Source organism: Bacillus sp. T33-2 (genome assembly GCF_002860205.1).
Lineage (GTDB): Bacteria > Bacillota > Bacilli > Bacillales > Cytobacillaceae > T33-2.
In genome coordinates, this window is the sequence record NZ_PGVB01000002.1 from 52130 (window position 1) to 74254 (window position 22125).

General features: G+C 32.6%; 55 protein-coding genes. 4 read left to right on the forward strand and 51 right to left on the reverse strand.

Translation table 11 applies throughout. From position 1 onward, the window contains the following. Positions 1-18: 18 nt before the first annotated feature. The gene (locus CVD19_RS00375; RefSeq protein WP_101579889.1) at positions 19-1098 is read right to left on the reverse strand and encodes a tyrosine-type recombinase/integrase; all 1080 of its coding nucleotides are present in this window, start codon (positions 1096-1098) and stop codon (positions 19-21) included. 1 nt (position 1099) lies between these two features. After that, a complete protein-coding gene (locus CVD19_RS25250; RefSeq protein ID WP_257984981.1) occupies positions 1100-1234 on the reverse strand; it encodes a hypothetical protein in 135 nt (44 codons plus the stop codon). A 281-nt stretch (positions 1235-1515) separates the two neighbouring features. On the opposite strand from CVD19_RS25250, the gene CVD19_RS00380 reads away from it, so the two are divergent. Next, complete coding sequence (locus CVD19_RS00380) at positions 1516-2340, forward strand: ATP-dependent DNA ligase (protein ID WP_101579890.1); 825 nt, start codon at positions 1516-1518, stop codon at positions 2338-2340. A gap of 92 nt (positions 2341-2432) precedes the next feature. Here CVD19_RS00380 and CVD19_RS24385 read toward each other — a convergent pair whose 3' ends face one another. From CVD19_RS24385 to CVD19_RS00450, 19 genes are all read right to left on the reverse strand, one after another. Next, the gene (locus CVD19_RS24385; RefSeq protein ID WP_180953448.1) at positions 2433-2603 is read right to left on the reverse strand and encodes a hypothetical protein; all 171 of its coding nucleotides are present in this window, start codon (positions 2601-2603) and stop codon (positions 2433-2435) included. Positions 2604-2651: 48 nt separating this feature from the next. Beyond that, positions 2652-2849, reverse strand: a complete 198-nt coding sequence (locus tag CVD19_RS00385) for a hypothetical protein (RefSeq protein WP_101579891.1) — start codon at positions 2847-2849, stop codon at positions 2652-2654. A gap of 59 nt (positions 2850-2908) precedes the next feature. Further along, positions 2909-3037: a hypothetical protein gene (locus tag CVD19_RS25255; RefSeq protein ID WP_257984982.1), complete on the reverse strand. Its 129-nt coding sequence runs from the start codon at positions 3035-3037 to the stop codon at positions 2909-2911. 41 nt (positions 3038-3078) lie between these two features. Continuing rightward, on the reverse strand, positions 3079-3525 hold the full coding sequence (locus CVD19_RS00390; RefSeq protein ID WP_101579892.1) for a hypothetical protein: 447 nt from the start codon (positions 3523-3525) through the stop codon (positions 3079-3081). Between the two features lie 30 nt (positions 3526-3555). Continuing rightward, a complete protein-coding gene (locus CVD19_RS00395; protein WP_101579893.1) occupies positions 3556-3789 on the reverse strand; it encodes a hypothetical protein in 234 nt (77 codons plus the stop codon). A 25-nt stretch (positions 3790-3814) separates the two neighbouring features. Beyond that, positions 3815-4000: a hypothetical protein gene (locus tag CVD19_RS00400; RefSeq protein WP_101579894.1), complete on the reverse strand. Its 186-nt coding sequence runs from the start codon at positions 3998-4000 to the stop codon at positions 3815-3817. Positions 4001-4106: 106 nt separating this feature from the next. After that, the gene (locus tag CVD19_RS00405) at positions 4107-4295 is read right to left on the reverse strand and encodes a hypothetical protein (RefSeq protein WP_101579895.1); all 189 of its coding nucleotides are present in this window, start codon (positions 4293-4295) and stop codon (positions 4107-4109) included. A gap of 28 nt (positions 4296-4323) precedes the next feature. Beyond that, positions 4324-4521, reverse strand: coding sequence for a hypothetical protein (locus CVD19_RS00410; protein WP_101579896.1), 198 nt, complete (start codon positions 4519-4521; stop codon positions 4324-4326). Between the two features lie 47 nt (positions 4522-4568). Next, entirely contained in the window at positions 4569-4823 is a 255-nt protein-coding gene (locus tag CVD19_RS00415; RefSeq protein ID WP_101579897.1) for a hypothetical protein, read from the reverse strand. Positions 4824-4881: 58 nt separating this feature from the next. Further along, entirely contained in the window at positions 4882-5112 is a 231-nt protein-coding gene (locus CVD19_RS00420; protein ID WP_101579898.1) for a hypothetical protein, read from the reverse strand. Further along, positions 5087-5293, reverse strand: a complete 207-nt coding sequence (locus CVD19_RS00425) for a hypothetical protein (protein WP_101579899.1) — start codon at positions 5291-5293, stop codon at positions 5087-5089. The genes CVD19_RS00420 and CVD19_RS00425 overlap by 26 nt, the downstream gene beginning before the upstream one ends. 29 nt (positions 5294-5322) lie before the next feature. Further along, complete coding sequence (locus tag CVD19_RS00430; RefSeq protein WP_101579900.1) at positions 5323-5532, reverse strand: hypothetical protein; 210 nt, start codon at positions 5530-5532, stop codon at positions 5323-5325. Between the two features lie 22 nt (positions 5533-5554). After that, complete coding sequence (locus CVD19_RS00435) at positions 5555-6130, reverse strand: hypothetical protein (protein ID WP_101579901.1); 576 nt, start codon at positions 6128-6130, stop codon at positions 5555-5557. Positions 6131-6220: 90 nt separating this feature from the next. Further along, positions 6221-6373, reverse strand: a complete 153-nt coding sequence (locus CVD19_RS24390) for a hypothetical protein (RefSeq protein ID WP_180953449.1) — start codon at positions 6371-6373, stop codon at positions 6221-6223. A 35-nt stretch (positions 6374-6408) separates the two neighbouring features. Further along, on the reverse strand, positions 6409-6579 hold the full coding sequence (locus tag CVD19_RS24395; protein WP_180953450.1) for a hypothetical protein: 171 nt from the start codon (positions 6577-6579) through the stop codon (positions 6409-6411). A gap of 40 nt (positions 6580-6619) precedes the next feature. After that, positions 6620-7174, reverse strand: a complete 555-nt coding sequence (locus tag CVD19_RS00440; RefSeq protein ID WP_101579902.1) for a hypothetical protein — start codon at positions 7172-7174, stop codon at positions 6620-6622. Between the two features lie 32 nt (positions 7175-7206). After that, complete coding sequence (locus CVD19_RS24175) at positions 7207-7365, reverse strand: DUF1129 domain-containing protein (RefSeq protein ID WP_142383490.1); 159 nt, start codon at positions 7363-7365, stop codon at positions 7207-7209. 197 nt (positions 7366-7562) lie between these two features. Continuing rightward, complete coding sequence (locus CVD19_RS00445; protein WP_101579903.1) at positions 7563-7805, reverse strand: hypothetical protein; 243 nt, start codon at positions 7803-7805, stop codon at positions 7563-7565. Between the two features lie 25 nt (positions 7806-7830). Then, complete coding sequence (locus tag CVD19_RS00450) at positions 7831-8559, reverse strand: tRNA(His) guanylyltransferase Thg1 family protein (RefSeq protein WP_101579904.1); 729 nt, start codon at positions 8557-8559, stop codon at positions 7831-7833. A 98-nt stretch (positions 8560-8657) separates the two neighbouring features. On the opposite strand from CVD19_RS00450, the gene CVD19_RS00455 reads away from it, so the two are divergent. Then, complete coding sequence (locus CVD19_RS00455) at positions 8658-9137, forward strand: hypothetical protein (RefSeq protein WP_101579905.1); 480 nt, start codon at positions 8658-8660, stop codon at positions 9135-9137. A 13-nt stretch (positions 9138-9150) separates the two neighbouring features. On the opposite strand, the gene CVD19_RS00460 is transcribed toward CVD19_RS00455, so the two are convergent. The 7 genes from CVD19_RS00460 to CVD19_RS00480 all read right to left on the reverse strand — a co-directional run bounded on the left by CVD19_RS00460 (position 9151) and on the right by CVD19_RS00480 (position 12594). After that, positions 9151-9363, reverse strand: coding sequence for a hypothetical protein (locus tag CVD19_RS00460; protein WP_101579906.1), 213 nt, complete (start codon positions 9361-9363; stop codon positions 9151-9153). Positions 9364-9729: 366 nt separating this feature from the next. After that, positions 9730-9918: a hypothetical protein gene (locus CVD19_RS00470; protein ID WP_101579908.1), complete on the reverse strand. Its 189-nt coding sequence runs from the start codon at positions 9916-9918 to the stop codon at positions 9730-9732. 128 nt (positions 9919-10046) lie between these two features. Beyond that, positions 10047-10172 (reverse strand): hypothetical protein, encoded by a 126-nt coding sequence (locus CVD19_RS25260; protein WP_257984983.1) that lies wholly within the window; start codon positions 10170-10172, stop codon positions 10047-10049. Between the two features lie 28 nt (positions 10173-10200). Continuing rightward, positions 10201-11346 carry an AimR family lysis-lysogeny pheromone receptor gene (locus tag CVD19_RS00475; RefSeq protein WP_101579909.1) on the reverse strand — a complete coding sequence of 382 codons (1146 nt, stop codon included), beginning with the start codon at positions 11344-11346 and terminating at the stop codon, positions 10201-10203. A 101-nt stretch (positions 11347-11447) separates the two neighbouring features. Further along, positions 11448-11591 (reverse strand): hypothetical protein, encoded by a 144-nt coding sequence (locus tag CVD19_RS24400; protein WP_180953451.1) that lies wholly within the window; start codon positions 11589-11591, stop codon positions 11448-11450. A gap of 71 nt (positions 11592-11662) precedes the next feature. Beyond that, the gene (locus CVD19_RS24405) at positions 11663-11809 is read right to left on the reverse strand and encodes a hypothetical protein (protein WP_180953452.1); all 147 of its coding nucleotides are present in this window, start codon (positions 11807-11809) and stop codon (positions 11663-11665) included. Next, positions 11806-12594, reverse strand: a complete 789-nt coding sequence (locus CVD19_RS00480) for a helix-turn-helix domain-containing protein (RefSeq protein WP_101579910.1) — start codon at positions 12592-12594, stop codon at positions 11806-11808. The genes CVD19_RS24405 and CVD19_RS00480 overlap by 4 nt, the downstream gene beginning before the upstream one ends. Before the next feature lie 144 nt (positions 12595-12738). Here CVD19_RS00480 and CVD19_RS24410 point away from each other — a divergent pair, with 144 nt between their 5' ends. Continuing rightward, entirely contained in the window at positions 12739-12891 is a 153-nt protein-coding gene (locus CVD19_RS24410; protein ID WP_180953453.1) for a hypothetical protein, read from the forward strand. An 80-nt stretch (positions 12892-12971) separates the two neighbouring features. On the opposite strand, the gene CVD19_RS00485 is transcribed toward CVD19_RS24410, so the two are convergent. The 6 genes from CVD19_RS00485 to CVD19_RS00505 all read right to left on the reverse strand — a co-directional run bounded on the left by CVD19_RS00485 (position 12972) and on the right by CVD19_RS00505 (position 14719). Then, a complete protein-coding gene (locus CVD19_RS00485; protein WP_101579911.1) occupies positions 12972-13286 on the reverse strand; it encodes a hypothetical protein in 315 nt (104 codons plus the stop codon). 28 nt (positions 13287-13314) lie between these two features. After that, positions 13315-13509, reverse strand: a complete 195-nt coding sequence (locus CVD19_RS00490) for a hypothetical protein (protein WP_101579912.1) — start codon at positions 13507-13509, stop codon at positions 13315-13317. 20 nt (positions 13510-13529) lie between these two features. Next, the gene (locus CVD19_RS00495) at positions 13530-13727 is read right to left on the reverse strand and encodes a hypothetical protein (protein WP_101579913.1); all 198 of its coding nucleotides are present in this window, start codon (positions 13725-13727) and stop codon (positions 13530-13532) included. Between the two features lie 24 nt (positions 13728-13751). Further along, positions 13752-14096 carry a hypothetical protein gene (locus CVD19_RS00500; RefSeq protein WP_101579914.1) on the reverse strand — a complete coding sequence of 115 codons (345 nt, stop codon included), beginning with the start codon at positions 14094-14096 and terminating at the stop codon, positions 13752-13754. A 137-nt stretch (positions 14097-14233) separates the two neighbouring features. Beyond that, positions 14234-14377 (reverse strand): hypothetical protein, encoded by a 144-nt coding sequence (locus tag CVD19_RS24415; protein WP_180953454.1) that lies wholly within the window; start codon positions 14375-14377, stop codon positions 14234-14236. 159 nt (positions 14378-14536) lie between these two features. Beyond that, a complete protein-coding gene (locus tag CVD19_RS00505; RefSeq protein WP_101579915.1) occupies positions 14537-14719 on the reverse strand; it encodes a hypothetical protein in 183 nt (60 codons plus the stop codon). Between the two features lie 67 nt (positions 14720-14786). Between CVD19_RS00505 and CVD19_RS24420 the strand changes: the two genes are divergently transcribed. After that, positions 14787-14963: a hypothetical protein gene (locus tag CVD19_RS24420; protein ID WP_180953455.1), complete on the forward strand. Its 177-nt coding sequence runs from the start codon at positions 14787-14789 to the stop codon at positions 14961-14963. 59 nt (positions 14964-15022) lie between these two features. Here CVD19_RS24420 and CVD19_RS00515 read toward each other — a convergent pair whose 3' ends face one another. From CVD19_RS00515 to CVD19_RS00600, 17 genes are all read right to left on the reverse strand, one after another. After that, positions 15023-15370, reverse strand: coding sequence for a DUF4064 domain-containing protein (locus CVD19_RS00515; protein WP_101579917.1), 348 nt, complete (start codon positions 15368-15370; stop codon positions 15023-15025). Between the two features lie 22 nt (positions 15371-15392). Beyond that, positions 15393-15926 carry a DUF4352 domain-containing protein gene (locus tag CVD19_RS00520; RefSeq protein WP_101579918.1) on the reverse strand — a complete coding sequence of 178 codons (534 nt, stop codon included), beginning with the start codon at positions 15924-15926 and terminating at the stop codon, positions 15393-15395. Between the two features lie 101 nt (positions 15927-16027). Next, on the reverse strand, positions 16028-16231 hold the full coding sequence (locus CVD19_RS00525) for a hypothetical protein (protein ID WP_101579919.1): 204 nt from the start codon (positions 16229-16231) through the stop codon (positions 16028-16030). Between the two features lie 89 nt (positions 16232-16320). After that, complete coding sequence (locus CVD19_RS00530) at positions 16321-16683, reverse strand: hypothetical protein (protein ID WP_101579920.1); 363 nt, start codon at positions 16681-16683, stop codon at positions 16321-16323. A gap of 604 nt (positions 16684-17287) precedes the next feature. Beyond that, a complete protein-coding gene (locus CVD19_RS00540; RefSeq protein ID WP_101579922.1) occupies positions 17288-17965 on the reverse strand; it encodes a hypothetical protein in 678 nt (225 codons plus the stop codon). Positions 17966-18087: 122 nt separating this feature from the next. Next, positions 18088-18423: a hypothetical protein gene (locus CVD19_RS00545; RefSeq protein WP_101579923.1), complete on the reverse strand. Its 336-nt coding sequence runs from the start codon at positions 18421-18423 to the stop codon at positions 18088-18090. Positions 18424-18458: 35 nt separating this feature from the next. Next, positions 18459-18872: a hypothetical protein gene (locus tag CVD19_RS00550; protein WP_101579924.1), complete on the reverse strand. Its 414-nt coding sequence runs from the start codon at positions 18870-18872 to the stop codon at positions 18459-18461. Between the two features lie 30 nt (positions 18873-18902). Then, positions 18903-19220 carry a hypothetical protein gene (locus CVD19_RS00555; RefSeq protein WP_101579925.1) on the reverse strand — a complete coding sequence of 106 codons (318 nt, stop codon included), beginning with the start codon at positions 19218-19220 and terminating at the stop codon, positions 18903-18905. A gap of 48 nt (positions 19221-19268) precedes the next feature. Further along, positions 19269-19508: a hypothetical protein gene (locus tag CVD19_RS00560; protein ID WP_101579926.1), complete on the reverse strand. Its 240-nt coding sequence runs from the start codon at positions 19506-19508 to the stop codon at positions 19269-19271. Between the two features lie 45 nt (positions 19509-19553). Next, positions 19554-19733 carry a hypothetical protein gene (locus tag CVD19_RS00565; RefSeq protein ID WP_101579927.1) on the reverse strand — a complete coding sequence of 60 codons (180 nt, stop codon included), beginning with the start codon at positions 19731-19733 and terminating at the stop codon, positions 19554-19556. Between the two features lie 51 nt (positions 19734-19784). Then, complete coding sequence (locus CVD19_RS00570) at positions 19785-19967, reverse strand: hypothetical protein (RefSeq protein ID WP_101579928.1); 183 nt, start codon at positions 19965-19967, stop codon at positions 19785-19787. 334 nt (positions 19968-20301) lie between these two features. Continuing rightward, positions 20302-20514, reverse strand: a complete 213-nt coding sequence (locus CVD19_RS00575) for a hypothetical protein (protein WP_101579929.1) — start codon at positions 20512-20514, stop codon at positions 20302-20304. Between the two features lie 40 nt (positions 20515-20554). Next, positions 20555-20821: a hypothetical protein gene (locus tag CVD19_RS00580; protein WP_101579930.1), complete on the reverse strand. Its 267-nt coding sequence runs from the start codon at positions 20819-20821 to the stop codon at positions 20555-20557. A gap of 31 nt (positions 20822-20852) precedes the next feature. Beyond that, entirely contained in the window at positions 20853-21062 is a 210-nt protein-coding gene (locus CVD19_RS00585) for a hypothetical protein (RefSeq protein WP_101579931.1), read from the reverse strand. Between the two features lie 39 nt (positions 21063-21101). After that, complete coding sequence (locus tag CVD19_RS00590; protein ID WP_101579932.1) at positions 21102-21398, reverse strand: hypothetical protein; 297 nt, start codon at positions 21396-21398, stop codon at positions 21102-21104. A gap of 34 nt (positions 21399-21432) precedes the next feature. Beyond that, complete coding sequence (locus CVD19_RS00595; protein WP_101579933.1) at positions 21433-21663, reverse strand: hypothetical protein; 231 nt, start codon at positions 21661-21663, stop codon at positions 21433-21435. 23 nt (positions 21664-21686) lie between these two features. Then, entirely contained in the window at positions 21687-22118 is a 432-nt protein-coding gene (locus CVD19_RS00600; protein WP_101579934.1) for a helix-turn-helix domain-containing protein, read from the reverse strand. Positions 22119-22125 lie beyond the last annotated feature (7 nt).

Sequence of the window (22125 nt, forward strand, 5' to 3'; positions counted from 1 at the left end):
TTTCGTATTGAAATTTCCTTAATTTTCATGCTTTTTCTTAAAATAATTGTGAATTTCTACATGTAGTTTATAATTACCTTGTCTTATAAAGTCTTTAAAATCATCCACTGTAAGACTATCTAGGAAAGATAAATCAATCTCTTGTTCCATTCTAACGCCTGGAGTTTGACTAAAATCCCTTTGCTTGTTTACATAATGCTTCCACATTGTATCTATGTTTGAATGATTACCTTGTAGAGCTGCGCTTTTGACATTCCCAGTCATCTCAAGTTCCCAGTCTATCGCCACTTTACGAAATGAGTGAAAAACAATATTTCTTTCCTTTGGTATTCCCAATCTCTCTCTAAGTCTTTTCATCATTTTGTTTATTGGATCTTCAGTAATTTGAAAAACTAACTCAGGATCACCGTTCCATTTAGTTTGCTTATTCAACTCTTTAAGAACTAAAATTTGCTCGTATAGTTTTGCTGAGATAGAGTTTGTATTAATTTTATTTCCCTTACCTATACCAGTAACTTTATACACCCCATCAACATATTCAAAGTCCCTCCATTTTATATTCAAAATCACGTCAATACGAAATGAGCTTCTTATTGCAAAGAGGATAAGCATCTTTTTTGCATACGGCTTTTCTCTTTCTGTCTCAAATGCAACCTCAGCAAACCTTTCAGCTTCAGTTTGAGAAAGATGTCCATAAGAATTGGGATTGTCTTTCAGTCTTTTCAAGTTAAAAATTGCAGTATTCAATTCATATTCCGCACTGAGAAAATTGAACAAACTTTTTACTGAAGATAGCTTTTGATTAACTGTTCCATTAGCATTTCCATTGTCCAAAAGCTGCTTCCTGTAAGAAATAATATCTCTTTTCTTTAAATCCAAATCGTGAATTATTAAGTGTTCAATTTCTTTGTTTAATACAATCCTAAAAAATTCTCTAATGTTCTTCTCATAAGAAATTCTAGTTGGGGATTTTTCTTGTTTATTGTTTTTCTTATAACGATCATCATTTAATACCTGGTTATCTAACTCATCAAAATAAGCCATTATGTCATCGTATAAGTTAGTTTCCTTCAACTTAATTACATTTTCAGCCAACATGTTAAATCACTCCCCTTTTCAAATCTTTCTCTAAAACCATTTGTATTTGTTTAATTTCATTTAATGCTTTACGTTTTTCAAAATCATTCATCTTCTTAACATTTCTTCTGAAATATCCAAGCAAATCTGTCAGCATCTTAGTAATTCCCCTTTATCACGGTATTTTTTTATCTTTATTTATCCCCTTATCCTATAGTGTTAAACTACTTATATAAAATTATTTTATTTTAACTACCCTTATTATACATTTAATCCGATTTTTCATCAAGTAAAAATTGGATTAATTTAGTACAAAAGTAGACAAAAAGACACAAAAACAGGAACGTAGTACGACACATAGTAAGAATTAATTACCATTAGCATAACAAAAGACTACTTGGACATATGATGATAGACTTATTCTTGAGGTGAATATTGTTGTTTGTATCTCCAATGCTATTGCATAAATCAGATGAACCTTTCGATAATAGCGAATGGATCACTGAGTTAAAACTCGATGGAATAAGGCTTTTACTCTCTAAATTTGATGGTAAGACTAAACTCTACACCAGACATAAGAATGAAGTAACATCGAAGTATCCTGAGCTTCTTAATCTAAATATTCCAGATAACACTGTCCTGGATGGCGAATTAATCGTAACCGACAAGGATGGGAAGCCTGACTTTGAGGCATGTATGGAGCGTTTTTCATCAAGTAGAAGTCCTCATGAAGTGTCTTTCAGTGTCTTTGACGTTCTTTATCATAAAGGAGATAAGATTACTCATCTTCCTTTATTGGATAGGAAAGAAATACTTGAAGAAATTATTATGGAAGACACTCCAATAATTAATAAAGTGAAATGGACTGAAGGAAATGGAGTTGCTTACTTTGATCTGATTAAGCAGCATGATTTAGAGGGAGTTGTATTAAAGAAAGCTGACTCTAAGTATCAAATAAATAAACGTTCGCAGGATTGGTTGAAGGTAATCAACTATCAATATGAGAATGTTTACATTTCTGGATTGAGGAAAGATGAGTTTGGATTGCTGCTTAACTTTGAAAACGGGTCATATGCCGGAATAATGGAGTTTATGACACCAAAAGCCAGGAAAGAATTTTACACTCAGTACAGAGATTTCGTTATAGATGAAAATGATAAATTCGTTTACTTAGATCCTAAATTAAAAATAAAGGTCAAGTATCGAAACTTGACCAAAAGGGGATTATTGCGTATTGCTAGTTTTGTGGAGTGGGTTTCTTAAACTCCACATTTACATAATTCAGTTTAAAATCCGTGTTTTAATGTAAGTTGAATCGCTACGCATCATTGCCTAAACAAATCAGCTGCATTTTACTACCCCTTTGCAGGTATATAAACACCTTCTACTTCTATTGACCTTTCAGAGAAGTGAACTGTTTCTTTCCCTTTTTCTCTAAGGTTTTTCACTAATTCTAAAAACATTTTTTGTGGAATGACAGCTTGTTCAAATTTACCTTCTGTAACCAAATAACACCCTACATTCATCCCTTTCACTCCTTCGCTATTTTAGTATGTTCTCCAGCGTATTACCTACTAATATCTGTCCATCTTTTCATCAAATCGTCCTTGGTCATAACCATTTTTAAACGCCATTACTCTTGTATGCTCAATATGTTGATAAAGCCCCGAAACAAGTCGATAATGGTCTGCTTCACTTATATCTAAGTGCAAACCTTTCACAAGCGCATCAAGTCTTAAATTATCAGAAATAAACATACTGGACTTTTTCATTTTCTCTCTCCTTGTGTCGCATTTGTGCCAACCTTTTCAAATGAAACATGTAATTTATTCTAATCATCAATTTCTGCAATTAAAACATCACAAAACTTTCCGTCCATTAATATTAAAAAATGATGATAATCTTTGTACCTTGCTATTACATGTGCTTCAAGTTTAACTTTAAAGTTCCCCAGATCCATCACAAGTACCTCCTTTAAAACTCTGGTTTGATAGTAATCGATTAGTTTCTCCTAATCTCTATTTTAACTAAGCCATCTTCGACCTTTGTAATCATAAACCTATTGTCATACTGATCCTCATCATGCCAGGGAACGTATATAACTTGAATAGGTTCTTCATTTTCATTTAGCACTTGAATGTCAACAATGTCCATATGATTTAATACTCTACCAAGTATATTCGGTCTATCTGCTACATTATTGCTTGTAGGATTGTTAATAAACATACCTAGTGGCTCGTCACAATCTGAAGGATTATATTGAAGTTCAGACTTCTGCTCATAGGTAATTTCAAGATTAATATGATCTGTTTGATAAGAATTGTCTTCAAGATGTTTATGTTCCATAGATGTTAATTCACCAAAATTAAAGTTCTTTACTCTTTCAATAGGAATAACAATTGACTCGACATTTTCAAAAACAATTTCTAAGAATTTAATTTCCTCCATAATTCCAGCCACTCCCTTTACACGAACATTTTATTTATTTAAATCACTTACCAAATATCTCTTTGTAATTTCTGTTCCCTCAACAATTTCAAAAGTATCAAACCCTGCTCGTTTTACTTTTATAGCAACCTCTGCAGGACTCATTGCATCTTTCGGATCACAAACATAGACTAACTTTGGTTCTGCTGTACCTTCGGCTATTTCTTCAGCATTATAAACATACACTTGTACATAACTATGTGTTTCCGTATCAAACGGTTTCATGTGTTCATCTCCTTAAATATAGATTTTAATTAAATACATTCACCAGTGTTGCGATAATATCTAGTCCCAAGCCAACAACCAAGAATGTTAACCAATAAACTGCTGCACTTAATCTTTTTCCAGTTAGTTCATTTAATCCTTCAACAACAACTTCATCCACATTGAACATATGTAATATTCCAGCGACGAACATAAATCCCAAAGTCATCATTTCTTATCACTCCATACCTTCTTAACCTTTTCCCATGCTTTTTTACTGTCCTTCCACAACTGCTCAGATTTTCTAGTGGTTTCTAAAATCTTTTTCAAGTTATTCATTAGTCCTCCGTCCAAATACGTACATCGTGATCACCTCGCTCAACCGATTCCTTAAAAAATTTCACTGCTCGATATGCCTCAACATCTCCAGAGAGTCCACCACCAAAATCACGGTCTGTACGCTGCTGAAGTGCAGCCATATAATTTTCCATTGCTTGTAATAATGATTTCTTTTCAATATGATTCATTTTAAATTCTCCTTTTAGTTAATTTATTTTATATTTCATCGTCTTCATTATCATCTGGTTTCATAGTTCCCAAATACGCAGAGAGAGCATTAATTGTGTAATCGTGAAAACATTCTATATGTACTTGATCCCAATTATCACGGGCAGCCATACTATAATATTCTTGCCCTTCTTTAATTTCTTTATCGCAGTGGTCACAGTAATAAGCGTCAAATTTCCAACTCATAGTTCACCTCATTTCCTATCTAAGCATTATTTCATCGTATCTTAGGGCTATTCACTAGTTAACCTTGCCATTTCTTCTTTGAATCTTTGTTTGACAAATGAATCGTGCCTTGCCGTTCTGACGTTTGGGTGTCTGTGAGGATTTTGTAAATACTCTCTTCCAACATGGTCAATATCATCTGGAGGGCTACTCCACCAAGATTCAGTCCAGTTTTCTTTTCCATCCGTAAAGCGTGATACATACCCGTCAAATTCACCTGGTTTACGTTCATATTTCCACATTTCAAATTTCAAACGTGACATATATCTCTCCCTTTCTATTGCACAGCATGCGTCTATAATTCACTATGAAATCGTTCATTTACCGTAAATATTTTTTCTTACTCTGTAGCAGATTTATTAAATCGTCAATTTGCCTTTCAGACATTTCAATATATAAATTGAATCCATCATATCCGTTCATTTGAATATGTAAGTAATCTCTCCAAGTTTCATACTCGGAAAAGTGAGTGTTTAAATAGTTAAACTGTAATCGGCTATTACCTTCTTCATCTGAATAATCTGGTCTAATTGCAATTATTCTTTGTTCCATTCTTTCGCCCCCATTTATTTAAGAATTCATCAGCCTCTGCCAAAATATCATTAATTTCATCATACTGTTCTCCTGAAAAACTTGATTTTCCTCCATTTTGAATTGCTTCAAGATAGGCATAATCTAATTTTGTTGCAGCGCACAACAGTTTTTTCAACAGTTCTAACGTTTGGTTCTCCATAATGCCTCCTTTCATATCAAATCTACTTTTTAACTTATTTTATATTCATCTCTTGTAACGTTTGTAGAAAATGGTTTAATTTCGCCAATTGAATAATTTTCTTTTAACTCTGCAATATTTCTTAACATTTCACTCTCAGTATAAAAGAAGACAGTTTTTCTATCCGCAATTTGGAGCTTCTGATCACCAATTCCACCACAAACATATACATTATAATCAATTCCATATAGCTTATTCATATTTCACCTCCTGATATAAGGATCATTTTACAGAGTCTTTATCAATCTTCTTAAACATCTCTGACATTAACTCTCTATTCTCCATTCGTAATGTTTTCGCTTGTGCTGCTAAGTCTTTACAAATATCAATAGAACGTTGTCTATCTTCCCTAATACTTTCCATTTTCGAGTTATCTATATCGCCATCAAGGTAATTAATCATATATTCCAAATGATGTGTTATCTGATCTTGTTTTGCTTGTTTACCATTAATTATTTGCACTTGGTAGTTATTTTTCTTTATCTTCTTTACATATTGTTTAATTTTCTCACTGTTTTGTCGGTCTTCAGAGTCAAGAGTAATATCAAATAAAGTCACAAGTTCTTTCTTGTTCGGCTTCATAATAATTAATGTTTCATTATTAACGTAATAATCAAGAGTATCCCTTCTAGCTGGAGCATAACCTTTGAACAACAGCTCAGATTGGCTAATGAATTCCAGCAACTTATATACAACTTCAAACTCATTTTTTCTAATATATGTCTTTGCTTCCTGGACATTTACTTTTCCCATTACTCGCTGCACAAAACGTAATTTTGCATGATCTCTGATTTCCAACATTATCACCTCAATTCTATTATATTAATTCGTTAGGTTTTCTAGCAAACTCGTTTTAGTTTTGTCACACCTTCGCTTAAAATAAATGATTTATTTGGAAATTTTTCTTTTATATGTGTCTATTTTAGAATCAGCGTAGCCATGAAAATAAGCCAAAGATACAAGTGATTTTTCTTTTTCTGATAACACCACAAATGGGTACTGCTTTTTAAACTCATCAATTCCCTTCTTATATAAATCCACGTTTACACCTCACTTCCCATCAAAGATATGTTTGATTAAGATTTTAATTCAAAATAGGCTTCAATCAAAAATTCAATCTCCTCATCAAACTTAGATGAATGAAGAATACTACTGCTCATCTGTTTATAGGCACAGTCTAAATCTACACTCTTTCTATTCATTACTAATCTTAAACATTGTTTATATTCTTCCTTTAGACCGTTCATCTCATCACCTCCATTTTTCACGATAAGACTGATATTTTATTTAATCCCAACCATACTTTTCTCCATCAGCAATGAACCTTTGCTGTGACTTAACTTTTTCAGTAGTATCTTGTTCTTTCCACATCTCAACAAACTGATCAATACATTCAAGATAATTTGAAAAATCATATTTTATTGTTGGTTGAGAACCATATGTATAACCTTTTATCTCCTTATGATGCCCTCTAATTTGTATTCCATCTGCTGAAACGTCACAAAAGTCTATGCCTTCAAAGTTTTCATATCCACTTAATTTGTTTTCTATTTGCATTTCAATGTGTTTTAATTTATCCAGGTGTTTTGATAATAATTCTTCTCTTAAAAACGGCTTATGTTTAAATGTTTGGTAGAATAACTCATTTAAAAAATCTAATCTTCTCTCAGCTTCATCCTGATGTTTGAATAAGTTATTTTCGTCAAATGACTGCGTATAATCGTTTAAAGAGCCATCGTCTTTATATAATTGAATCATTTGCAATAATCCATTTTTATGTAATATACACTTCTTCACATCTTTTACGTTTCCATATTCAGCGTACCAATAAATGTTTTCCAATAACTTTCTCCTCCTTAATTAATTTAAACTAACTATTCTTCATCCAACGAATCAAAATATTCATCTAAAGAAACACTTATGGTCGGTTCTTTTAATGTCTCATTTTTAATTTCTTCAAGAGCATTCTTAATTTCCTCAGACGAAAACCCTTCTTTCTTTAATTGTTCAACTGCTTTTTCTAAGTGACTCATAATGAAAACCCCCTTTACTTAGTCTCAACTTTCAATGTCTTTTCACATTGTCCACAAATTTCAGTTTTGTTTAAACTAAAGCCAACAGATTGTATTCTTAGTTGCCTCATATTCCTGGGGTGCATACATATGACATTAGATTTCTTATTCATTCCTCTCACCTCAGTATTACGGTCTAATTTCTGTTTGATCGTAAGTTATTTTTCTTTTAAGTCAAATCCATACTCGTCGGCAAGCTGTTGAACAATTTCACGTTCTCTTGGATGGTCAACAATTATATCATTACTCGACCAGGCCAAATCCAATAGTTCAAGATTTTGTTTCTCTCTAGGTAAACTTCGTTGATGCTTGGTAGTTTCATACATTACCTTATTTAAGAATCTAAGTGTTTTATACTGACTGATACACAATTCTTCTAATAGATCTTCTTTGGTATTCATTGTTACCCCTCCTTTCCCAAGAAAGTTAGTTTTTATCTACATACACATGTTGCTCAATGTACTCTCTATTCTGTGAAAACACTGGAGTGTCATGATCAACTTCCCATTTACTTCTCATTGCTTCCCCTTTGTTGTAATACTGCTTGGTAATACATACACCTCGTTTTTGCCACACGGGAATATCGTTCCAATTAATATCCTTCTCTAACATCAACTTATCTTGCATCTGTTTCCCGTTTAATCCTTGAAGCTGTTTATGTGGAAAGTTAGTTTGAGCCACCATTGAGATACTGTTTTTGGTTGCATCTTGTTGTCTCCATAGAAAGTAATTGCATACTTCATCATGTGGCAGTATCCATGCTCGGCTATCAAATGTAGCCAAAGACTTCTCAGGATACTTTTCCCTCATGACTTCGTTAAACTTAGCTGTCGCCATGGAAGCAGAAACGGAAACAAGTTTTTGAAGATTATTATCAAACCATGATTGAGTTGTATGTTTGTCATAATTAGTGAGCAATAGACTAATCTCATCGGATTGATGGTAAACAATTTTACAACCCATAATATTTTCAGCTAAGTATTTGCACGTTTCCCAAAATGCATTTACTAAATCTTCATCAAAGGGTTTCTTCATTCCTCTTGTATATGTATGAAAATGAGTTCCGTCAATTCTTAGGATTACAGGCATTCGCTTAGGCAAATTAATCCTAAAAGCATTTTCATACCCTTTCATTCTATCTCCGAATTTATCCATAATATCTTCTCCTTTTCTTTAAAAACATGATTTGATTGTCACACAATTGTCAATCACCTATATTCCAACAAATGCTATTCTGTATATGAGGTGATATTATGACTAAATTTGCCACTAAAACTATTAAAAAAATACCAACTATACTCGATCTGTATTACTCTAGTCAACTATCTGTTAAACAAATTTCATCTCTTACCTCTACTCATCATAAGACAGTGAGTGATGTTCTTAAGACTTTCGGAACTGGTCTACGTTCGCCAAGTGAACAAACTTTATTAAACAAGCCTACTATCCTGTCTGAAACAGCACGTCAAAACATCCTTTATGGCATCCGTAACAATCGTTACACCCCTGAGTATGCTGCAAAATTATCTGCTTCTCAAACTGGTTCAAAGAACAATCAAGCTAAATTAACTGACGAGCAAGTAATTCAAATAAGACAAGAATATAGTTTAGCATTACAAGAAGGCTATGCTAAATTTGAAACTCAGCGTATCCTGGCTAAGAAATATGGTGTCAAAAGACCAACAATTTCTGATATTGTACTATGTAAGACATGGAAGCATATATTGGTTTGATTTTAGTATAAGATTATTTAATATTAAAATCCTTCTTAAACCTTGTTACGTCTGCAGGTTCACCTATGTATGTAATGTTTGATTCACTCTTATACTTGCTCAAATCCAAGTCCTTGATAAACCCAGTGTCCATAATATGTACCTTATCGTTAACTTTCTTACCGACAACAAACGTTGGATAATCATTTCGTGGATCACCATAGTCTACACTCATAATTAGAGACATGCATTTCACCTCCTTATAAATTATTTTTGATTAGATAATAAAGCCATGTATCCCTTAATCATTAGTGTCCGGTAGTCCTTCTTTGGTTGTAAGTTATGTATGTTAACGTTGTCTAATGAAAGATCCAGGTTACAACATCTGCTTCCTTGCTGATAAACTGCCTTGTATGCCTTTTCTGTTTTGAAATTACCCAGAGACACAACCTTACTAAGCATCTTATGTCCTCCTCTAAAGCTAAATAATTATTAAATTATTAATCTAAGGCTATTATACCATAATCAACCACCTTGTAAACTCTTTTATTTAAATTATTTAATAATAAAAAACAGACAGCGTTCGACTAAATAAACGCTGCCTGTCTATGTTTTATGCATATTTTAACTCCTCAGTTAAATTAATAAACGGATCAAATTTTACGCTATTGTGTGAGCTGCATCCACAACCATTTGACCAACAATATAAGCATTGATTGCCTGACTGTTCTTTTTCTAGTTTTACCCCCAGGTATGCAAGTTGCAGAGCTTTCAGTGAATACTTACCATTTTTTAATTTCATTTTCATTTCCTCCCCTATTTCCGTCCGATTTTTTTATTTTATAAAATTGGAATGTTTCTTGTAAACTATAAATGGCGACATACCTAGTTAAAGGTAGTCGCCATTTATAGTTATGTATTTATTCGATTTTACAGTGTGCCACCTTCAAGAGGAGGCATGCCGCCAGGTTTTGGATCTGCAAAATGTGAATCACCAAATGCAAAACCAGATGCTAAAACTGCAACAATTGCTAATACTAGACCAAATTTCTTCATGAATTTTCACCTCCTTTCAAGAATGTCATTATCCAATCAACTCTTCTAATATTTCATCATCATACTCACGTTTCAGAAGTTCTATTCTAGGTAAATTGGCTAGAAAATTATCTCCTCTTTTGACATATTTAATGGTGGATATGATTAGTTTCTTTTCATCGTTACTATTAATTCCTTGTAAAAATGCGTGAAATGCAGGATTAATTTTGTTTTTTGCTTCAATTAGTACCTTTGTTAAATCCTTACCTTTCATAATGTGGTAAAGCAAATAGTTATTAACGTATCGAAAATTCTCTGTTTGTGTTCTGTTCCAGTAAACATCCAAAAATTCAATTTTTTCTTTTAGGTCGTCCACTTCAAAATCTCTGTTAAGTTTTTTATACATATCCATACTGATTGTTAGATATTTATGAGAATTTTCATAAGAGGTGAATTTATATGAGTATCCTTTAATAAAGTAAGCATATGCTTTAAAGCCTTCTGGCGCATTTGATTCAATAATATAATCTGCACATTCCCTAGCTGCTTCTGGATTATTGCGTACTCTGAGAAGATTATAAGATAATACTTCTTTTGTCCTGATCCAATACATTTCCTTGATGTAGTCTTTTTCGATTACTTCAATATCCCTCTGTATTTCCTTCACTAAAAGATCAGTCATAACGAAATCACTTTTCTGGTTGAAACAATAATTCTGTAAGATAAGCTTAAATACTTTTAGTTCAGTAACTGTTACATTTAGGAAACTTAATTCCATAAGTAAGTTTGTATAATCTTCTTCTGTTTTTGCCAAATGGTACTGGTAAGCCAACTTATATACTTTTGCCCACGCTTTACTTTCAATGTTCGGTGTATCAGACATTCTTTCAATTAAATTATGTAATGCTTCATATTGTTTATTAACTGAAAGATATTCAAGCAAATATCTTGCTGATTTTTTATTCGTATTAACCTCTGAAGAATATTTAACCATAATTGTTACAGCTTCATCTTTCCAAAGTGTATTAACAAGGTGAATTAATCCTGAAAACTTATCGAAATCGCCATCTTTTCTTAAAGGTTTTTTAAGAGCACTACCACTTGCGTAGCCAGCAATTTTAGCTAATTCTTCAGCGTATCCCCTTGGGGCTAATTCAATTTCATTCAAAATCCTATGATAAAGTGACTTCGACATTTTTTATCACCCTTTTGGAAAAGTTGTTACCTTTAATTTACCACATTTATCATACTTGTACAATACTTTACATTAAATTATTTTATTTTAAATTTAGGATATTAAAATTCACTATATTTGTACAATATAAATCCATCTTCTGCCCATAGAAGAGCATTACCACCCAATTCTTTTCTCAATTCCCTCCACAATCGATCACGTTCCTTCTTATTTCTGTATGCCACACTTCCTAGTACATAAGTCATAAAATAACTCCTCCTTTTAATATAATTAATTATTTTGTTTTAGTCAACAAGGAAAGATAAACTTTCCTAATTTATTCTTCAATTAATATTTTAGTGTATTCATCCAGGACACAACCAAGAAGCAAACTCTTTAGTACATCATTCTTACTGGCAGCAAACAAAACTTGATCATAAATGCAGCGGTATCCATTATAAACTTTTACATAGTATGTGTTCATAGACGTATCCTTACATTTGAGTCCCTAGATATTCCTTCTCCATTTAGCAGTTTCAGTAATTTTTCTCGTTGTTCTTGGGTTTCTTCAATAGTTGCATAATCACCATAATGCCCTATAGAACCTACACTTCTCCCATACAAGTGTAGCGAGAACCTGTCAAAGATGTCCGGTTGTATGTCTATGCTAATTGGTAAATAACCCATTATAATACTGTCCTGAGATGGTAGCGAATCTGGAAGTTCAAGTAATTCAGTAATATATTCATTAAGAAATTTACTTCTTTGCTTATTCAATGCATGAATTTCAGCCTCAATTTCAACTTTATGGGATGTAATGGAAAACAACATGTTTTCTTTAACTCGTAAAGAACCCTCTGTCATAAGTGCCTTGGACACACTACTTGAATCTAATTCATTTATAGCTATGAGATGCTGCAACTCTTTTAATTCCATTTTTAAATGTTCAATTTCATCTTGCAAATCATACCTTTTAACCATTAATTCTTCATGTTCCTCTTGCAATCGTTCTAATTGAATTTTACAAAAGTCAATATTCATGGATAAGTCTAATAATTTTTGTGTCATATTACTTCTGCCTAATAAGAAGTCAGCACTCACTTCAAAAATATTACAAAGCTTCACCAGCACATCTAACTTGGGTTCTCTCTGATCTAACTCTATTTTCTGATATCCACTTGGAGTCATTCCAATCATATCAGCAATGTCTTTCTGTGAATATCTCTCTTTATTTCTAAGCCATTTCAGACGTTTCCCCAATATCTCCATTACCTCAACTCCATACACCCATTTTGTGTGTCTAAAATTATCATTTTGTGATTGTTTTATAACTCTATTAGTCTTATACTTAAAGACAGATAGGGCAGAAAATGATTACTAACTGTATTTTATTATAATCAGGAGGCATAATCAATGGGAGTTGGAGAAATAAAAATTGTCGGCGTTGGTGAAAAGTTTGATGTAAATCTTCCGGTAAAAGGCACACTGACTTTCGTGTTCCCCGATGGATCTTTAAGAGAAATTGATGTGTTAGATATCCTAGACGTTGAGTGGTACGAAAACTAACTTAATTGGATAATAGATAATTCCTGCCTAAAGCCCCCACTTGAAGCAGGTTTTATTTATTTCCACTTGAAATATCTCTTTTATTCTATTACCTCAATAGTAATCCTAACCTTTTTACCTTTAAATTCATCATCAATTAAATCATAAAATTTTTCAGTTGGTCTATGACCTCTCTCTGCATCTTCTTTATCATCATAAAATCCTAAATCATCATAATCTCCACCTAACCAGCCCACTAACTCTTTTCGATTATCATACTTAGCATGTAGTTCATTCATTTTTTCTTGGAGTATTTGATCAAATTCCTGAAAAGTTATTTCTTGTTTGTAAGCTTTGTCAATATAAGGCTGCATTATATCTCTAAATTCGCTCCAACCGTTTAAAGGTATTGGCATATGAATCCTCCTTTAAAATTAATTTTTCTTACATCTCCTTCAATGCTTCTATGACATTATTGAGTCCAATTTTCTTACCTTTTTCAATTCCTTCATCAAAAGCTTCTGATAATGCTAAAATAATCAGATTGGAAACACCAGTATTATCAACCACTAATCCAGTTTTCTCTAAATTACTTTTTAAATTTCTATAAATGTCAATTATTTTATCTGTATCGCTCAAAAGTCTCACCTCCTATAAAATCAATTTTTTATTAATAAATCTTCTCTTACCTTTTGTGCAACTTTAATTAATTCCGGCTTATCTAAAAAATCAACTGGATATTTACCAAGATGTTTTGCACCAGTAACTCTAACACGTTCCCCTAAACATGGATAAAATTGTGGTGCAAATTCCTTTTTATCTGTGCTTACTGTATAAATTGCTCCTATTTTGATCATTGTAATCGCTCCTTTTGTATGATGTTAGTCTAAACTGCTGCCGTATAGCTTTCTAATTTCATCTTCAATTGACGTTCCATTATTACGAGAAATTTCAACTAATTCTTTAAGAAGAGGTAATATTTCCGTTTTCTTTTTATTTAAAGATGAAAATGTGTTTATGAACTTATGGTAATGATCAAGGTCAATTACGCTGCTCAAATAAACACCTGTATAACCATTCGCTTTAATATACTCTAAATCATTAAATCTCTGTCTCAGCTTGAATACTAACTCAGAGCTAGCAGGAATTATTGCAATTCCTAAATCAATTAAATCTTCACTAAATTCATCAACTACCATATTAAGAAACTCAGTGTCATTTTCCATAATTTCAACTCCTTAAACGCCCATTATACCCTCTAGGCAAGAAGCACCGGACTCCTCTTGCCCCGACAAAAAAGGTAATCTTGGAAGGACACCACTCCCTCCCCAGAGGGTATAAATTAGATCAAACGATTCTTTTATTACTTATCCCAACTTTGACCTAGAAACGCTTGGTGTATTGCTATTATTTCAGCGTCCTCTTTTTCTCCGTTGATTACAGGCTGAGTGATAATTATTTCTTTACCAACCTTCTTCTTATCAATTGTAATAACCCTTTTTTTCATTTCACCACTCCCTTGAATAAATGGTTATTTCAGTGCATTAATTCCAATATCTTTACTTTCATTTTATCATCTTTCTTACTTTCGGTAATAAGCAATTTTCCCAACATTCCACGCAAGGTTTTTGACTATCTTAATTATATTAAATTATTTTATATTAAGTCAACCAATTTTTGCATACCATAACACATTTTCTTTTTCACATTCCATCCAGTCAGCAGTCAGAGACACTTTCAACCATTCAGGATTACTTGCCCTTTCAGCATAACTAACAACTCTGGAGTTAATATCATGCTTATATTGCAGTTCAAAATGAGATCCTTGATTCTTAATGATTGCATACATTGTATTGTTACTCCTTTCTGGATTTGTTATTATGGATAAAGTTACTTTACATAGACAGGTGATCGTCATGGAAAACAAAAAGATTGAGAATATAGATTTTGATAAAGTTTATGATTATAAGGAATATCCTGATGTTATTTCGGGACGTTGTGATAATTGTGGGAACACATTGTTTAAAAGCAGCGTGAACAATGGTGCATTTCTTCGTGAGTGTAGGCAATGTGGAATGAAAAAGAGTATTTAGTATCTGTTTATTTTATTTTATGTATCATAGGACAACTTGATAGTTGCCCTACGACATCATTATCCTTGTAATGATGCAGTCTTATCTTTTCTAAATACTCCCATTAGACCAGCAATCAATAAAAGTAATCCAGGCAACATATAGAACATTGAAATACTAATCACTCCGCCAATGGCTGAAATCAGCATTAATATTCCACCGAATTTCGGCTTGAATTTCACAAAAACAGATCCTACAATACCAACAATAGATAACAATATCGCAGCCCAACCTAATCCAATTACTTCACTTGTTCCTGATGAACTAAAAGCCGCATCCACTCCACCTACCACAAGTGCTAAAATTGCAGCAATAAAGCCGAAAATTCCACCAAGCAAACCTAGTACAAACTCAGTCGTTCTTTTCATATTGCAGCCCTCCTAATCTTAATTATTGAAGATTAACAGTGATTGTTTCATTATCAAGCCAGAAATTGGGTTTATAGATTAATTGTAATCCAGCATCACCTGCTGGTGCTTCAAAAGCTAGTGTGCCTTCCACGGTTCCTGCAGGTGCAAGCTCACCAGCATTCAATACGGTATCTTGATTTGCTGTTGTGAATACCGTATCAGTTATTTGTCCCTGACTGTTCTTTACCTGGAAATCAAATGGATTGTAAGAAATATTTTCCTTGCCACCGTTTTCAATTTTCACACCGACAATAACAAATTCATTACCTTGTTGTGGTTTATCAAATTCTCCACCTTGTGATTTTTCCACTTTAGTTACTGTCAACACATTGTCACCTAGTTGAATTTGTTCCCCAACTTTGAACACTTGATCTTTCTTTACTTCTTCTTTATTTTCCTGTGGCTGTGTCGAGGTTTCTTCCCCTACTTTCTTTGGTTCTGTCGTTTCCCCTGAGCATCCTGCAAGCAACAAACCAGCCAAAAATAAGGGTACTGCTAAAGCTCTCTTTCTCATACATATCTCTCCTCTTTGTAAATTTTACACAAGTATAATACCATTTGATGGTAAATGTGTACATAGGTAATATCGGACTATTAAGATAATTATTAATCTATTTATCTAGTCCTGAGTAAGTTTCTGCACATAACCTCAACAGTAATTTCACCATCTGCAATCATATCTTTTGCTTCTTCAGGTGTTAAATTTCCGAATACCCCTTCGTCTACACGATTAAGAAAGCATTCTTGGAGTAATTCTTCTGTTGGTTCTTCATCTGTATAACCACAATGTTCTAAAGCTGCTCTGATTAAATTTTCCATTTTGAATTTCCTCCATTTGATTTTTTTATAATCAAACTTTCATTTCACCTTGATAGGAATTGTGATTTTTAATGACCTTTTAACCTTATCTATTCTTCCAGTTCGACACGCATACACATAGTTTTATCAGGCATTTTTACGTAGACTCTCTTTATTCCTTTTGCTCTATAGGTTTTTCCATCATATTTGGTTTCAAAGATTACTTCTCTTTCTGATTCAACAAGTTCCCAGTCTTCTGGTTCAACGCTTTTACTGCTAATTACTTCGATATCCTCATCATCTAGATATACATCTTCCCCTATGGCATCTTCAAAGGTGTGTCTTGCATCTTGTAAACATGCGTCTTCACCCCATATCGTATTTAACAATAACGGCACTCCAAGACTGACCACTATTACACCTATTAAGATTGACCAGCAACCAATTCCACTTTGTTTGTTCTTACTTGCCATCAGATTTCACTCCCCACTTGCCTGTGCTTAAAATAGATATTCTTTCGTAAAATTAGCCAGTTTGTGTGTTCAACATAATCACCTTTTTAAATTTTGGAAGGTTAATTTGAGAGTTGCTTTCATACTGTTAAATTTACGTCCTCTTTCGGCTGAAATGTTGTATGACAGTGTTTACACCTGTTCGCTTCAACTTTGATTTTTTCTGCGCATTGTGGACATTTGACATATTTATTGGCTCTATAGTCGAAGAAAAAAACAAGAATTAACATTGGAAAATGGTGAATTAATGTAACTTCCCAGATATATAGAACTTCAGTCAATATTGCTGTAATTATGAGAGAAACAATAAAAGAGTAAATTGCTTCTTTGAATCTTTCCAACTTCTTTCTAGTTGCAAATCTCACTACCCACATGACTGCATAATAAATGAAAAATGCATAAATTAAAGCCCCTATATAATACGATAACAAATCTAAAAACATTACAATCATCCTCCTTATAGGGATAATTATACCAATTTTAGTAGTAGTTAGTAATGCGACAATTTGCTTACCTTTTTGGTTACAGGCTAGTGATGATCCCCCAGCCCGTTATTTTCATTTCACTACTCAACTGCGATAAATTTTGCAGGTGCTTCAGTTTGAATGTTGTCGCCTTCTGCTGCATCGAACACATATTCACCAACTCCAAATGAGCCAAGAATCGTATTAACCTTTAGTCTTCCACTTCCACTGTACACTATAAAATTACTACCCTGACCAACTGGTACAACTTTATATCTACCTGCAGGTATATCTTTTCCAACAGTAAAGTTGCCAGCAGGTAATTGTTTTGGAGCATCTTTCTTTTCCTGAATCTGCCCTGTGATACTCGCTAACTCATCATTTTTAGCTTTAATGTTTGCATCTATAGCTGCAATCTCACCTTTTTTTGTTTCTAGATCACTGTTTAATTTAGCAATATCATTTTCGATTGATTGCTTGTTTTCAACAACCTTCTTAGCTTCTTCAAACTCTGCTTGCTTTGCATTAAATTCTTCTTCAATCTCTTTTAATTCAAACTCTACGTCTGCTATTTTCTGTTTTGTCTCATCAACCTCTTTTTCTTTTGCTCTTATTTCTTTAACGAGTTCATCGTAATTTACTTTCTTTTCTTCTAAGGTGATCTTTGCACCAGAAACACCAATGTTATAAAAGATTGATAAAAGCACTAGCAAACCGACAACCTTCAGCCAAAATACCTTACTTTTGAAGCGACTTACTTTCTTTGTTTCTAACTCCATGTTCAGTCATCTCCTTTTAATTATTTCATTTAATTTTATTACTGCTATCAGAATCCTATTCATATAAGTTTCTCACAGCAGGAATAAAATCCTGCTTGCTGAATGATAATCAAATCAATCTTTTATTTGATGGTTTTTATTGCTTCTTCAATCGCTTCATCAAAACCACAACCACCGTTGTAATATCTAACTTCAAAGTTAATTTCGCCATTATCTCCAACACTTGCGTTAAAAATATCGATATCTGGATCAACATCTTCTTTTTCAATGCTGTAAATAACACCGTTTTGAATAGTAAACTTATAATAATATTCATCTGAAAAGTATTCTTGATAGTTATCAAAGTATGACGGAAGATCTTTATTATTCAATAATCTTTTACATTGTTCTTCTAACGTTTCATCTTCATGTCTTTCGACCTTTTTTAAAACACCTTTATAATGAACTGTTTCACTCAAATTCATTCTCTCCCTTTTTTAATATAAAATGGATATTAGATTGTAATTTCTTTATCCATATCTTCTTCAATTGCAGCCTTCATTTCTTCATCTGCTTTTCCTAAATCCAAAATCACACTTTCACCATCACGTACCTGGAGTCCTTGGAATTCAGCCAACATTTGTCTTAACACATCAACATAAGCAACTTCATTTTTATGTCGTTCAAATGATGCTCTCCTAAATATATTGTCAATGAATTTTTCAAGTGTAAACCGGATATGTCCGTTATCAACTAACTTTTGATATAGTCTTACAACCATTCCGAGTACATTATAATCATCAGTGTGTTCTATGGAAAGTACGTATAGTTCAGCAGGAAACCTTTTCAAATCCTTTTCATAATCAGTCCGTGGAAAATGATTCTTAGTGTACAGTATTAATTGTTTCTCCCAGTAATGAAGTTCCATTTTCTTTCCTCATTTCTTTATGAAAGATTTTTAATAAACGTTAATTATTGAATTTGGATTTTCAATGCACGCTAAGAGTAATTTCTCCAAATATTGCAATGCTCCTTCGTAATTTCCCCAGCCATTAGATGGATTCATAGCCTTATATTTTTCTGGATTATCTCTCATTTCACAGAAACCCTTACTTAATATATCTACTGCATTAAAAGCCTCCATTCCATGAAAGTCACTCATAGTCTTACCCATAGCAGCACCGTACATTTTTGATACGTTATAAGTGTAATTCCCAATGTCAGCAACCTCGAATTCAACTAATTTCTTTTCTATTAATGTAATATCCCAACTCATTTTCTTCTCTCCTTTAAAATCAGATTTTTATCTAAATTCAACATTTTATTAGTTCCAACCAAAATGCTTCTTTCTCCAACTTGCTTGTTCTTCGCACCTTTTTACATGGTCATAGTGCCTTTCCAAAACATCATTATCTGCATCAGGAAGTTCTAATATTTGCCCACAATCAAAGTCATTCCAATAAGTTTCTGTGATGACATAGCCTTTATCTAACAATGTTTGCACTTCTTTATCTGCTACATTTGCATCTTGATTATAACTAACAGAATCTCTCTTGATTTTCATATCACTTTTTCATCCCCTTCTGAATAAAATTAGAATTAGATTCTATTACCTTCCTACCAAACTTTCTGTCCGTGTATAAGACTTATTCAGAATTTGAATGTTGTTGCCGATGTTATTAGATAATTTTAGAAGTTCAATCCTTGTTCTGCTCATTTCTTCCTCATAAAACTGTCCACTGTTTAGATCAACAAACCTTACAAGATAATAATCTAAATGAGCTGGCATTATTCCTAACCTCCTGTTATGTAGCCAAAGAGGGATATTCCCTCCTGGCTGTTATGACAACTTCTCCAGCATTGCTAATGTGTTCTGAATCTCCAATAGCCTGCCGTATAACTCTTCTGTTGTACTGTACTTCCAGCTTGATTCATCCGGTTCAGTCGTTTGTCTTAGGTTGATTGTGTCTCTGATTGTTGTTGCTCTTGCCTTTAATGTTTCGATGATTGGGCTTATATCCATTTTCATCCTCTCCTTTATTTTAACTTATTGTTTTATATTTGTATATTTAATTTTAAGACTTATTTAAGGTTTGCAATTCCTGTTTTCTGGAAAGTAAAACCTATGGCAGCATACAGTATTAAAATTATAACTCCTGTCATTATGTAAGCCATTTAACGATCTCCTTTCAGTTATATTTGTTTAATTGATATTATGTTTAGTTCAGAATGTTTATACCGTTTTTTATTTCAGTTTGTGAACTGCCATAAACCAGTCGAGCAATTTCCTGATAAATTACTGGATCAGTGTAAATGACAAAATATTCATTCATTGTTATTCACCTCTGATATTTTTATTAAACATCAATAACTTTCCTATTGGACAGATACTTATCACTTTCTATATCTATTATTTCTTTGATCGTTTTAAATTCTCCACCATATTTTATCATTACATTTCTACTGATATATTCCTCTAAAGGCTGAGTGTTCATTATAACACTATCATTAATAACTCTTGTCACAACGTGCAATCCATTATCTTTTGAAATAACTGTTCCAACTATCATATTATTTTCAACTCCAATCTCTTATAAATTAATTATTTAATTAAACTGCCCTGTCCTGAGATACTGCTTCATAATTTTGTTCCAGAATGTCTAACTCTTTATCATTGAAGAACTGCCACCAATAGCCTTTTTCTTTGTCATAGTTAAATGTGTAAATTGTATCTTTGGTGGGTTGAGGAATATTCAATTTTACAATATAATCAAATCCTGAATGATTTTCGTTTGCCTTATCTTTACGACTGATTATTTCACCTTCAATCCGATTATAAGGATTAATTTTTACTTTATCACCGATACTTCTTTTCATAGCCTTCATCCTTCCTTTTCCTTTAAATTAGTTATTTTATTGAACCCTTAATAATTGAATTTCCCTTATATCCCTTTCTATTAATAATGTACTTACATAGAATATGTTCATGTCCAGTAAAATCTAATGAAACTAACTCCTCTAAAATTTTATATCCTTGTTTCTCCATTTCTTCTCTATGTTGTCTTCTCTCTTCCTTTGTTTGATATTCATAAGTAAGAATTTCACTAACTATTTTCACTGTAAATCTCCCCTTTTAATTTAGAATGAAATTGTCATTTTATATGAGTTTATTAGGCTTAATTTGTAACCAAGCCTCTTCCAAACATTCATTTAACATTTCTATTCCACAAACTTCTATGAACTTTTTAAGCTTATATTGTTGCCTTTCTTTAAAATCTAAGCCTCTGTATGAATGGCTATCCGATATTACAGATCCTAAATATGAGAAGTTTCTTTTTCTTTTTGCTTTGACACCAATATCATCAATAATAAATTCTTTATCGCTCAACCTTATTCTTATTTCTAATTGAGTGCCATCTTCTAATTTTCTTTGAAAGTGAAAATTATTATTCATTGTTCGTCACCCTCTTTCTGTTAAAATATTCGTTTTATTTGGTTTCTTTTGCATACTTTGACAACACTTTAAAAAACTCACTTAGTTCCAAACAATCTTTTTCACTTAAATTCTGTCCGAAATATGCATCACATGCTTCGAAGATATATACATTTCCAGTTTCTTCATCTTTACCTAATCCAAAAATTCTCTCTTCATATAACTTATCCAATAGTGGAAACTTTCCTTTTAGCTCCTCTAGTCCTTCCCAATTTGAATTCCACATTACTTTCACCTCATAAAATCGCATTATTCATGATCATTTTTACGCTGTTCTAATTCTGCAATTTCTACCTCTGATAAATCACTAAATAACTCACGATAACTAACCCCAAACAAGTCCTCTAATTCCTCCATTTTTTTACGTCTCGGAAATTTATCGCCACTTTCCCAGTAACTAATAGAAGAATAATGAACCTTTAATTTATCTGCTAGACTATAAATTGTATATCCGAAGTCAAGTCTAAGCTTTTTCAGCCTCTTTACTGTTTTCTTTGCCTTAAGTTTAGATCCGCATTTAGGACAGTAATTTACCTCAATCCTGCTAATTTCATTTCGAAAATGTTCAATATACAGATAGTGCTTACCTTTATTGGTGTCATAGAATACGCCATCGTCTCCCTTGAGACTTTCTTCAGTATTATTTTTATCACAATAATCACATATTATATTTTCTTCCATTTTCATA

What these genes read in the sequence shown, in the direction of transcription:
- CVD19_RS00375 (WP_101579889.1), bottom strand. Translation starts at nt 1,098, where the DNA reads ATGTTGGCTGAAAATGTAATTAAGTTGAAGGAAACTAACTTATACGAT.
- CVD19_RS25250 (WP_257984981.1), bottom strand. Translation starts at nt 1,234, where the DNA reads ATGCTGACAGATTTGCTTGGATATTTCAGAAGAAATGTTAAGAAGATG.
- CVD19_RS24385 (WP_180953448.1), bottom strand. Translation starts at nt 2,603, where the DNA reads ATGAATGTAGGGTGTTATTTGGTTACAGAAGGTAAATTTGAACAAGCT.
- CVD19_RS00385 (WP_101579891.1), bottom strand. Translation starts at nt 2,849, where the DNA reads ATGAAAAAGTCCAGTATGTTTATTTCTGATAATTTAAGACTTGATGCG.
- CVD19_RS25255 (WP_257984982.1), bottom strand. Translation starts at nt 3,037, where the DNA reads ATGGATCTGGGGAACTTTAAAGTTAAACTTGAAGCACATGTAATAGCA.
- CVD19_RS00390 (WP_101579892.1), bottom strand. Translation starts at nt 3,525, where the DNA reads ATGGAGGAAATTAAATTCTTAGAAATTGTTTTTGAAAATGTCGAGTCA.
- CVD19_RS00395 (WP_101579893.1), bottom strand. Translation starts at nt 3,789, where the DNA reads ATGAAACCGTTTGATACGGAAACACATAGTTATGTACAAGTGTATGTT.
- CVD19_RS00400 (WP_101579894.1), bottom strand. Translation starts at nt 4,000, where the DNA reads ATGATGACTTTGGGATTTATGTTCGTCGCTGGAATATTACATATGTTC.
- CVD19_RS00405 (WP_101579895.1), bottom strand. Translation starts at nt 4,295, where the DNA reads ATGAATCATATTGAAAAGAAATCATTATTACAAGCAATGGAAAATTAT.
- CVD19_RS00410 (WP_101579896.1), bottom strand. Translation starts at nt 4,521, where the DNA reads ATGAGTTGGAAATTTGACGCTTATTACTGTGACCACTGCGATAAAGAA.
- CVD19_RS00415 (WP_101579897.1), bottom strand. Translation starts at nt 4,823, where the DNA reads ATGTCACGTTTGAAATTTGAAATGTGGAAATATGAACGTAAACCAGGT.
- CVD19_RS00420 (WP_101579898.1), bottom strand. Translation starts at nt 5,112, where the DNA reads ATGGAACAAAGAATAATTGCAATTAGACCAGATTATTCAGATGAAGAA.
- CVD19_RS00425 (WP_101579899.1), bottom strand. Translation starts at nt 5,293, where the DNA reads ATGGAGAACCAAACGTTAGAACTGTTGAAAAAACTGTTGTGCGCTGCA.
- CVD19_RS00430 (WP_101579900.1), bottom strand. Translation starts at nt 5,532, where the DNA reads ATGAATAAGCTATATGGAATTGATTATAATGTATATGTTTGTGGTGGA.
- CVD19_RS24395 (WP_180953450.1), bottom strand. Translation starts at nt 6,579, where the DNA reads ATGAACGGTCTAAAGGAAGAATATAAACAATGTTTAAGATTAGTAATG.
- CVD19_RS24175 (WP_142383490.1), bottom strand. Translation starts at nt 7,365, where the DNA reads ATGAGTCACTTAGAAAAAGCAGTTGAACAATTAAAGAAAGAAGGGTTT.
- CVD19_RS00445 (WP_101579903.1), bottom strand. Translation starts at nt 7,805, where the DNA reads ATGAATACCAAAGAAGATCTATTAGAAGAATTGTGTATCAGTCAGTAT.
- CVD19_RS00450 (WP_101579904.1), bottom strand. Translation starts at nt 8,559, where the DNA reads ATGGATAAATTCGGAGATAGAATGAAAGGGTATGAAAATGCTTTTAGG.
- CVD19_RS00455 (WP_101579905.1), top strand. Translation starts at nt 8,658, where the DNA reads ATGACTAAATTTGCCACTAAAACTATTAAAAAAATACCAACTATACTC.
- CVD19_RS00460 (WP_101579906.1), bottom strand. Translation starts at nt 9,363, where the DNA reads ATGTCTCTAATTATGAGTGTAGACTATGGTGATCCACGAAATGATTAT.
- CVD19_RS00470 (WP_101579908.1), bottom strand. Translation starts at nt 9,918, where the DNA reads ATGAAATTAAAAAATGGTAAGTATTCACTGAAAGCTCTGCAACTTGCA.
- CVD19_RS25260 (WP_257984983.1), bottom strand. Translation starts at nt 10,172, where the DNA reads ATGAAGAAATTTGGTCTAGTATTAGCAATTGTTGCAGTTTTAGCATCT.
- CVD19_RS00475 (WP_101579909.1), bottom strand. Translation starts at nt 11,346, where the DNA reads ATGTCGAAGTCACTTTATCATAGGATTTTGAATGAAATTGAATTAGCC.
- CVD19_RS24400 (WP_180953451.1), bottom strand. Translation starts at nt 11,591, where the DNA reads ATGACTTATGTACTAGGAAGTGTGGCATACAGAAATAAGAAGGAACGT.
- CVD19_RS24405 (WP_180953452.1), bottom strand. Translation starts at nt 11,809, where the DNA reads ATGAACACATACTATGTAAAAGTTTATAATGGATACCGCTGCATTTAT.
- CVD19_RS00480 (WP_101579910.1), bottom strand. Translation starts at nt 12,594, where the DNA reads ATGGAGATATTGGGGAAACGTCTGAAATGGCTTAGAAATAAAGAGAGA.
- CVD19_RS24410 (WP_180953453.1), top strand. Translation starts at nt 12,739, where the DNA reads ATGGGAGTTGGAGAAATAAAAATTGTCGGCGTTGGTGAAAAGTTTGAT.
- CVD19_RS00485 (WP_101579911.1), bottom strand. Translation starts at nt 13,286, where the DNA reads ATGCCAATACCTTTAAACGGTTGGAGCGAATTTAGAGATATAATGCAG.
- CVD19_RS00495 (WP_101579913.1), bottom strand. Translation starts at nt 13,727, where the DNA reads ATGATCAAAATAGGAGCAATTTATACAGTAAGCACAGATAAAAAGGAA.
- CVD19_RS00500 (WP_101579914.1), bottom strand. Translation starts at nt 14,096, where the DNA reads ATGGAAAATGACACTGAGTTTCTTAATATGGTAGTTGATGAATTTAGT.
- CVD19_RS24415 (WP_180953454.1), bottom strand. Translation starts at nt 14,377, where the DNA reads ATGAAAAAAAGGGTTATTACAATTGATAAGAAGAAGGTTGGTAAAGAA.
- CVD19_RS00505 (WP_101579915.1), bottom strand. Translation starts at nt 14,719, where the DNA reads ATGTATGCAATCATTAAGAATCAAGGATCTCATTTTGAACTGCAATAT.
- CVD19_RS24420 (WP_180953455.1), top strand. Translation starts at nt 14,787, where the DNA reads ATGGAAAACAAAAAGATTGAGAATATAGATTTTGATAAAGTTTATGAT.
- CVD19_RS00515 (WP_101579917.1), bottom strand. Translation starts at nt 15,370, where the DNA reads ATGAAAAGAACGACTGAGTTTGTACTAGGTTTGCTTGGTGGAATTTTC.
- CVD19_RS00520 (WP_101579918.1), bottom strand. Translation starts at nt 15,926, where the DNA reads ATGAGAAAGAGAGCTTTAGCAGTACCCTTATTTTTGGCTGGTTTGTTG.
- CVD19_RS00525 (WP_101579919.1), bottom strand. Translation starts at nt 16,231, where the DNA reads ATGGAAAATTTAATCAGAGCAGCTTTAGAACATTGTGGTTATACAGAT.
- CVD19_RS00530 (WP_101579920.1), bottom strand. Translation starts at nt 16,683, where the DNA reads ATGGCAAGTAAGAACAAACAAAGTGGAATTGGTTGCTGGTCAATCTTA.
- CVD19_RS00540 (WP_101579922.1), bottom strand. Translation starts at nt 17,965, where the DNA reads ATGGAGTTAGAAACAAAGAAAGTAAGTCGCTTCAAAAGTAAGGTATTT.
- CVD19_RS00550 (WP_101579924.1), bottom strand. Translation starts at nt 18,872, where the DNA reads ATGGAACTTCATTACTGGGAGAAACAATTAATACTGTACACTAAGAAT.
- CVD19_RS00555 (WP_101579925.1), bottom strand. Translation starts at nt 19,220, where the DNA reads ATGAGTTGGGATATTACATTAATAGAAAAGAAATTAGTTGAATTCGAG.
- CVD19_RS00560 (WP_101579926.1), bottom strand. Translation starts at nt 19,508, where the DNA reads ATGAAAATCAAGAGAGATTCTGTTAGTTATAATCAAGATGCAAATGTA.
- CVD19_RS00565 (WP_101579927.1), bottom strand. Translation starts at nt 19,733, where the DNA reads ATGCCAGCTCATTTAGATTATTATCTTGTAAGGTTTGTTGATCTAAAC.
- CVD19_RS00570 (WP_101579928.1), bottom strand. Translation starts at nt 19,967, where the DNA reads ATGGATATAAGCCCAATCATCGAAACATTAAAGGCAAGAGCAACAACA.
- CVD19_RS00575 (WP_101579929.1), bottom strand. Translation starts at nt 20,514, where the DNA reads ATGATAGTTGGAACAGTTATTTCAAAAGATAATGGATTGCACGTTGTG.
- CVD19_RS00580 (WP_101579930.1), bottom strand. Translation starts at nt 20,821, where the DNA reads ATGAAAAGAAGTATCGGTGATAAAGTAAAAATTAATCCTTATAATCGG.
- CVD19_RS00590 (WP_101579932.1), bottom strand. Translation starts at nt 21,398, where the DNA reads ATGAATAATAATTTTCACTTTCAAAGAAAATTAGAAGATGGCACTCAA.
- CVD19_RS00595 (WP_101579933.1), bottom strand. Translation starts at nt 21,663, where the DNA reads ATGTGGAATTCAAATTGGGAAGGACTAGAGGAGCTAAAAGGAAAGTTT.
- CVD19_RS00600 (WP_101579934.1), bottom strand. Translation starts at nt 22,118, where the DNA reads ATGGAAGAAAATATAATATGTGATTATTGTGATAAAAATAATACTGAA.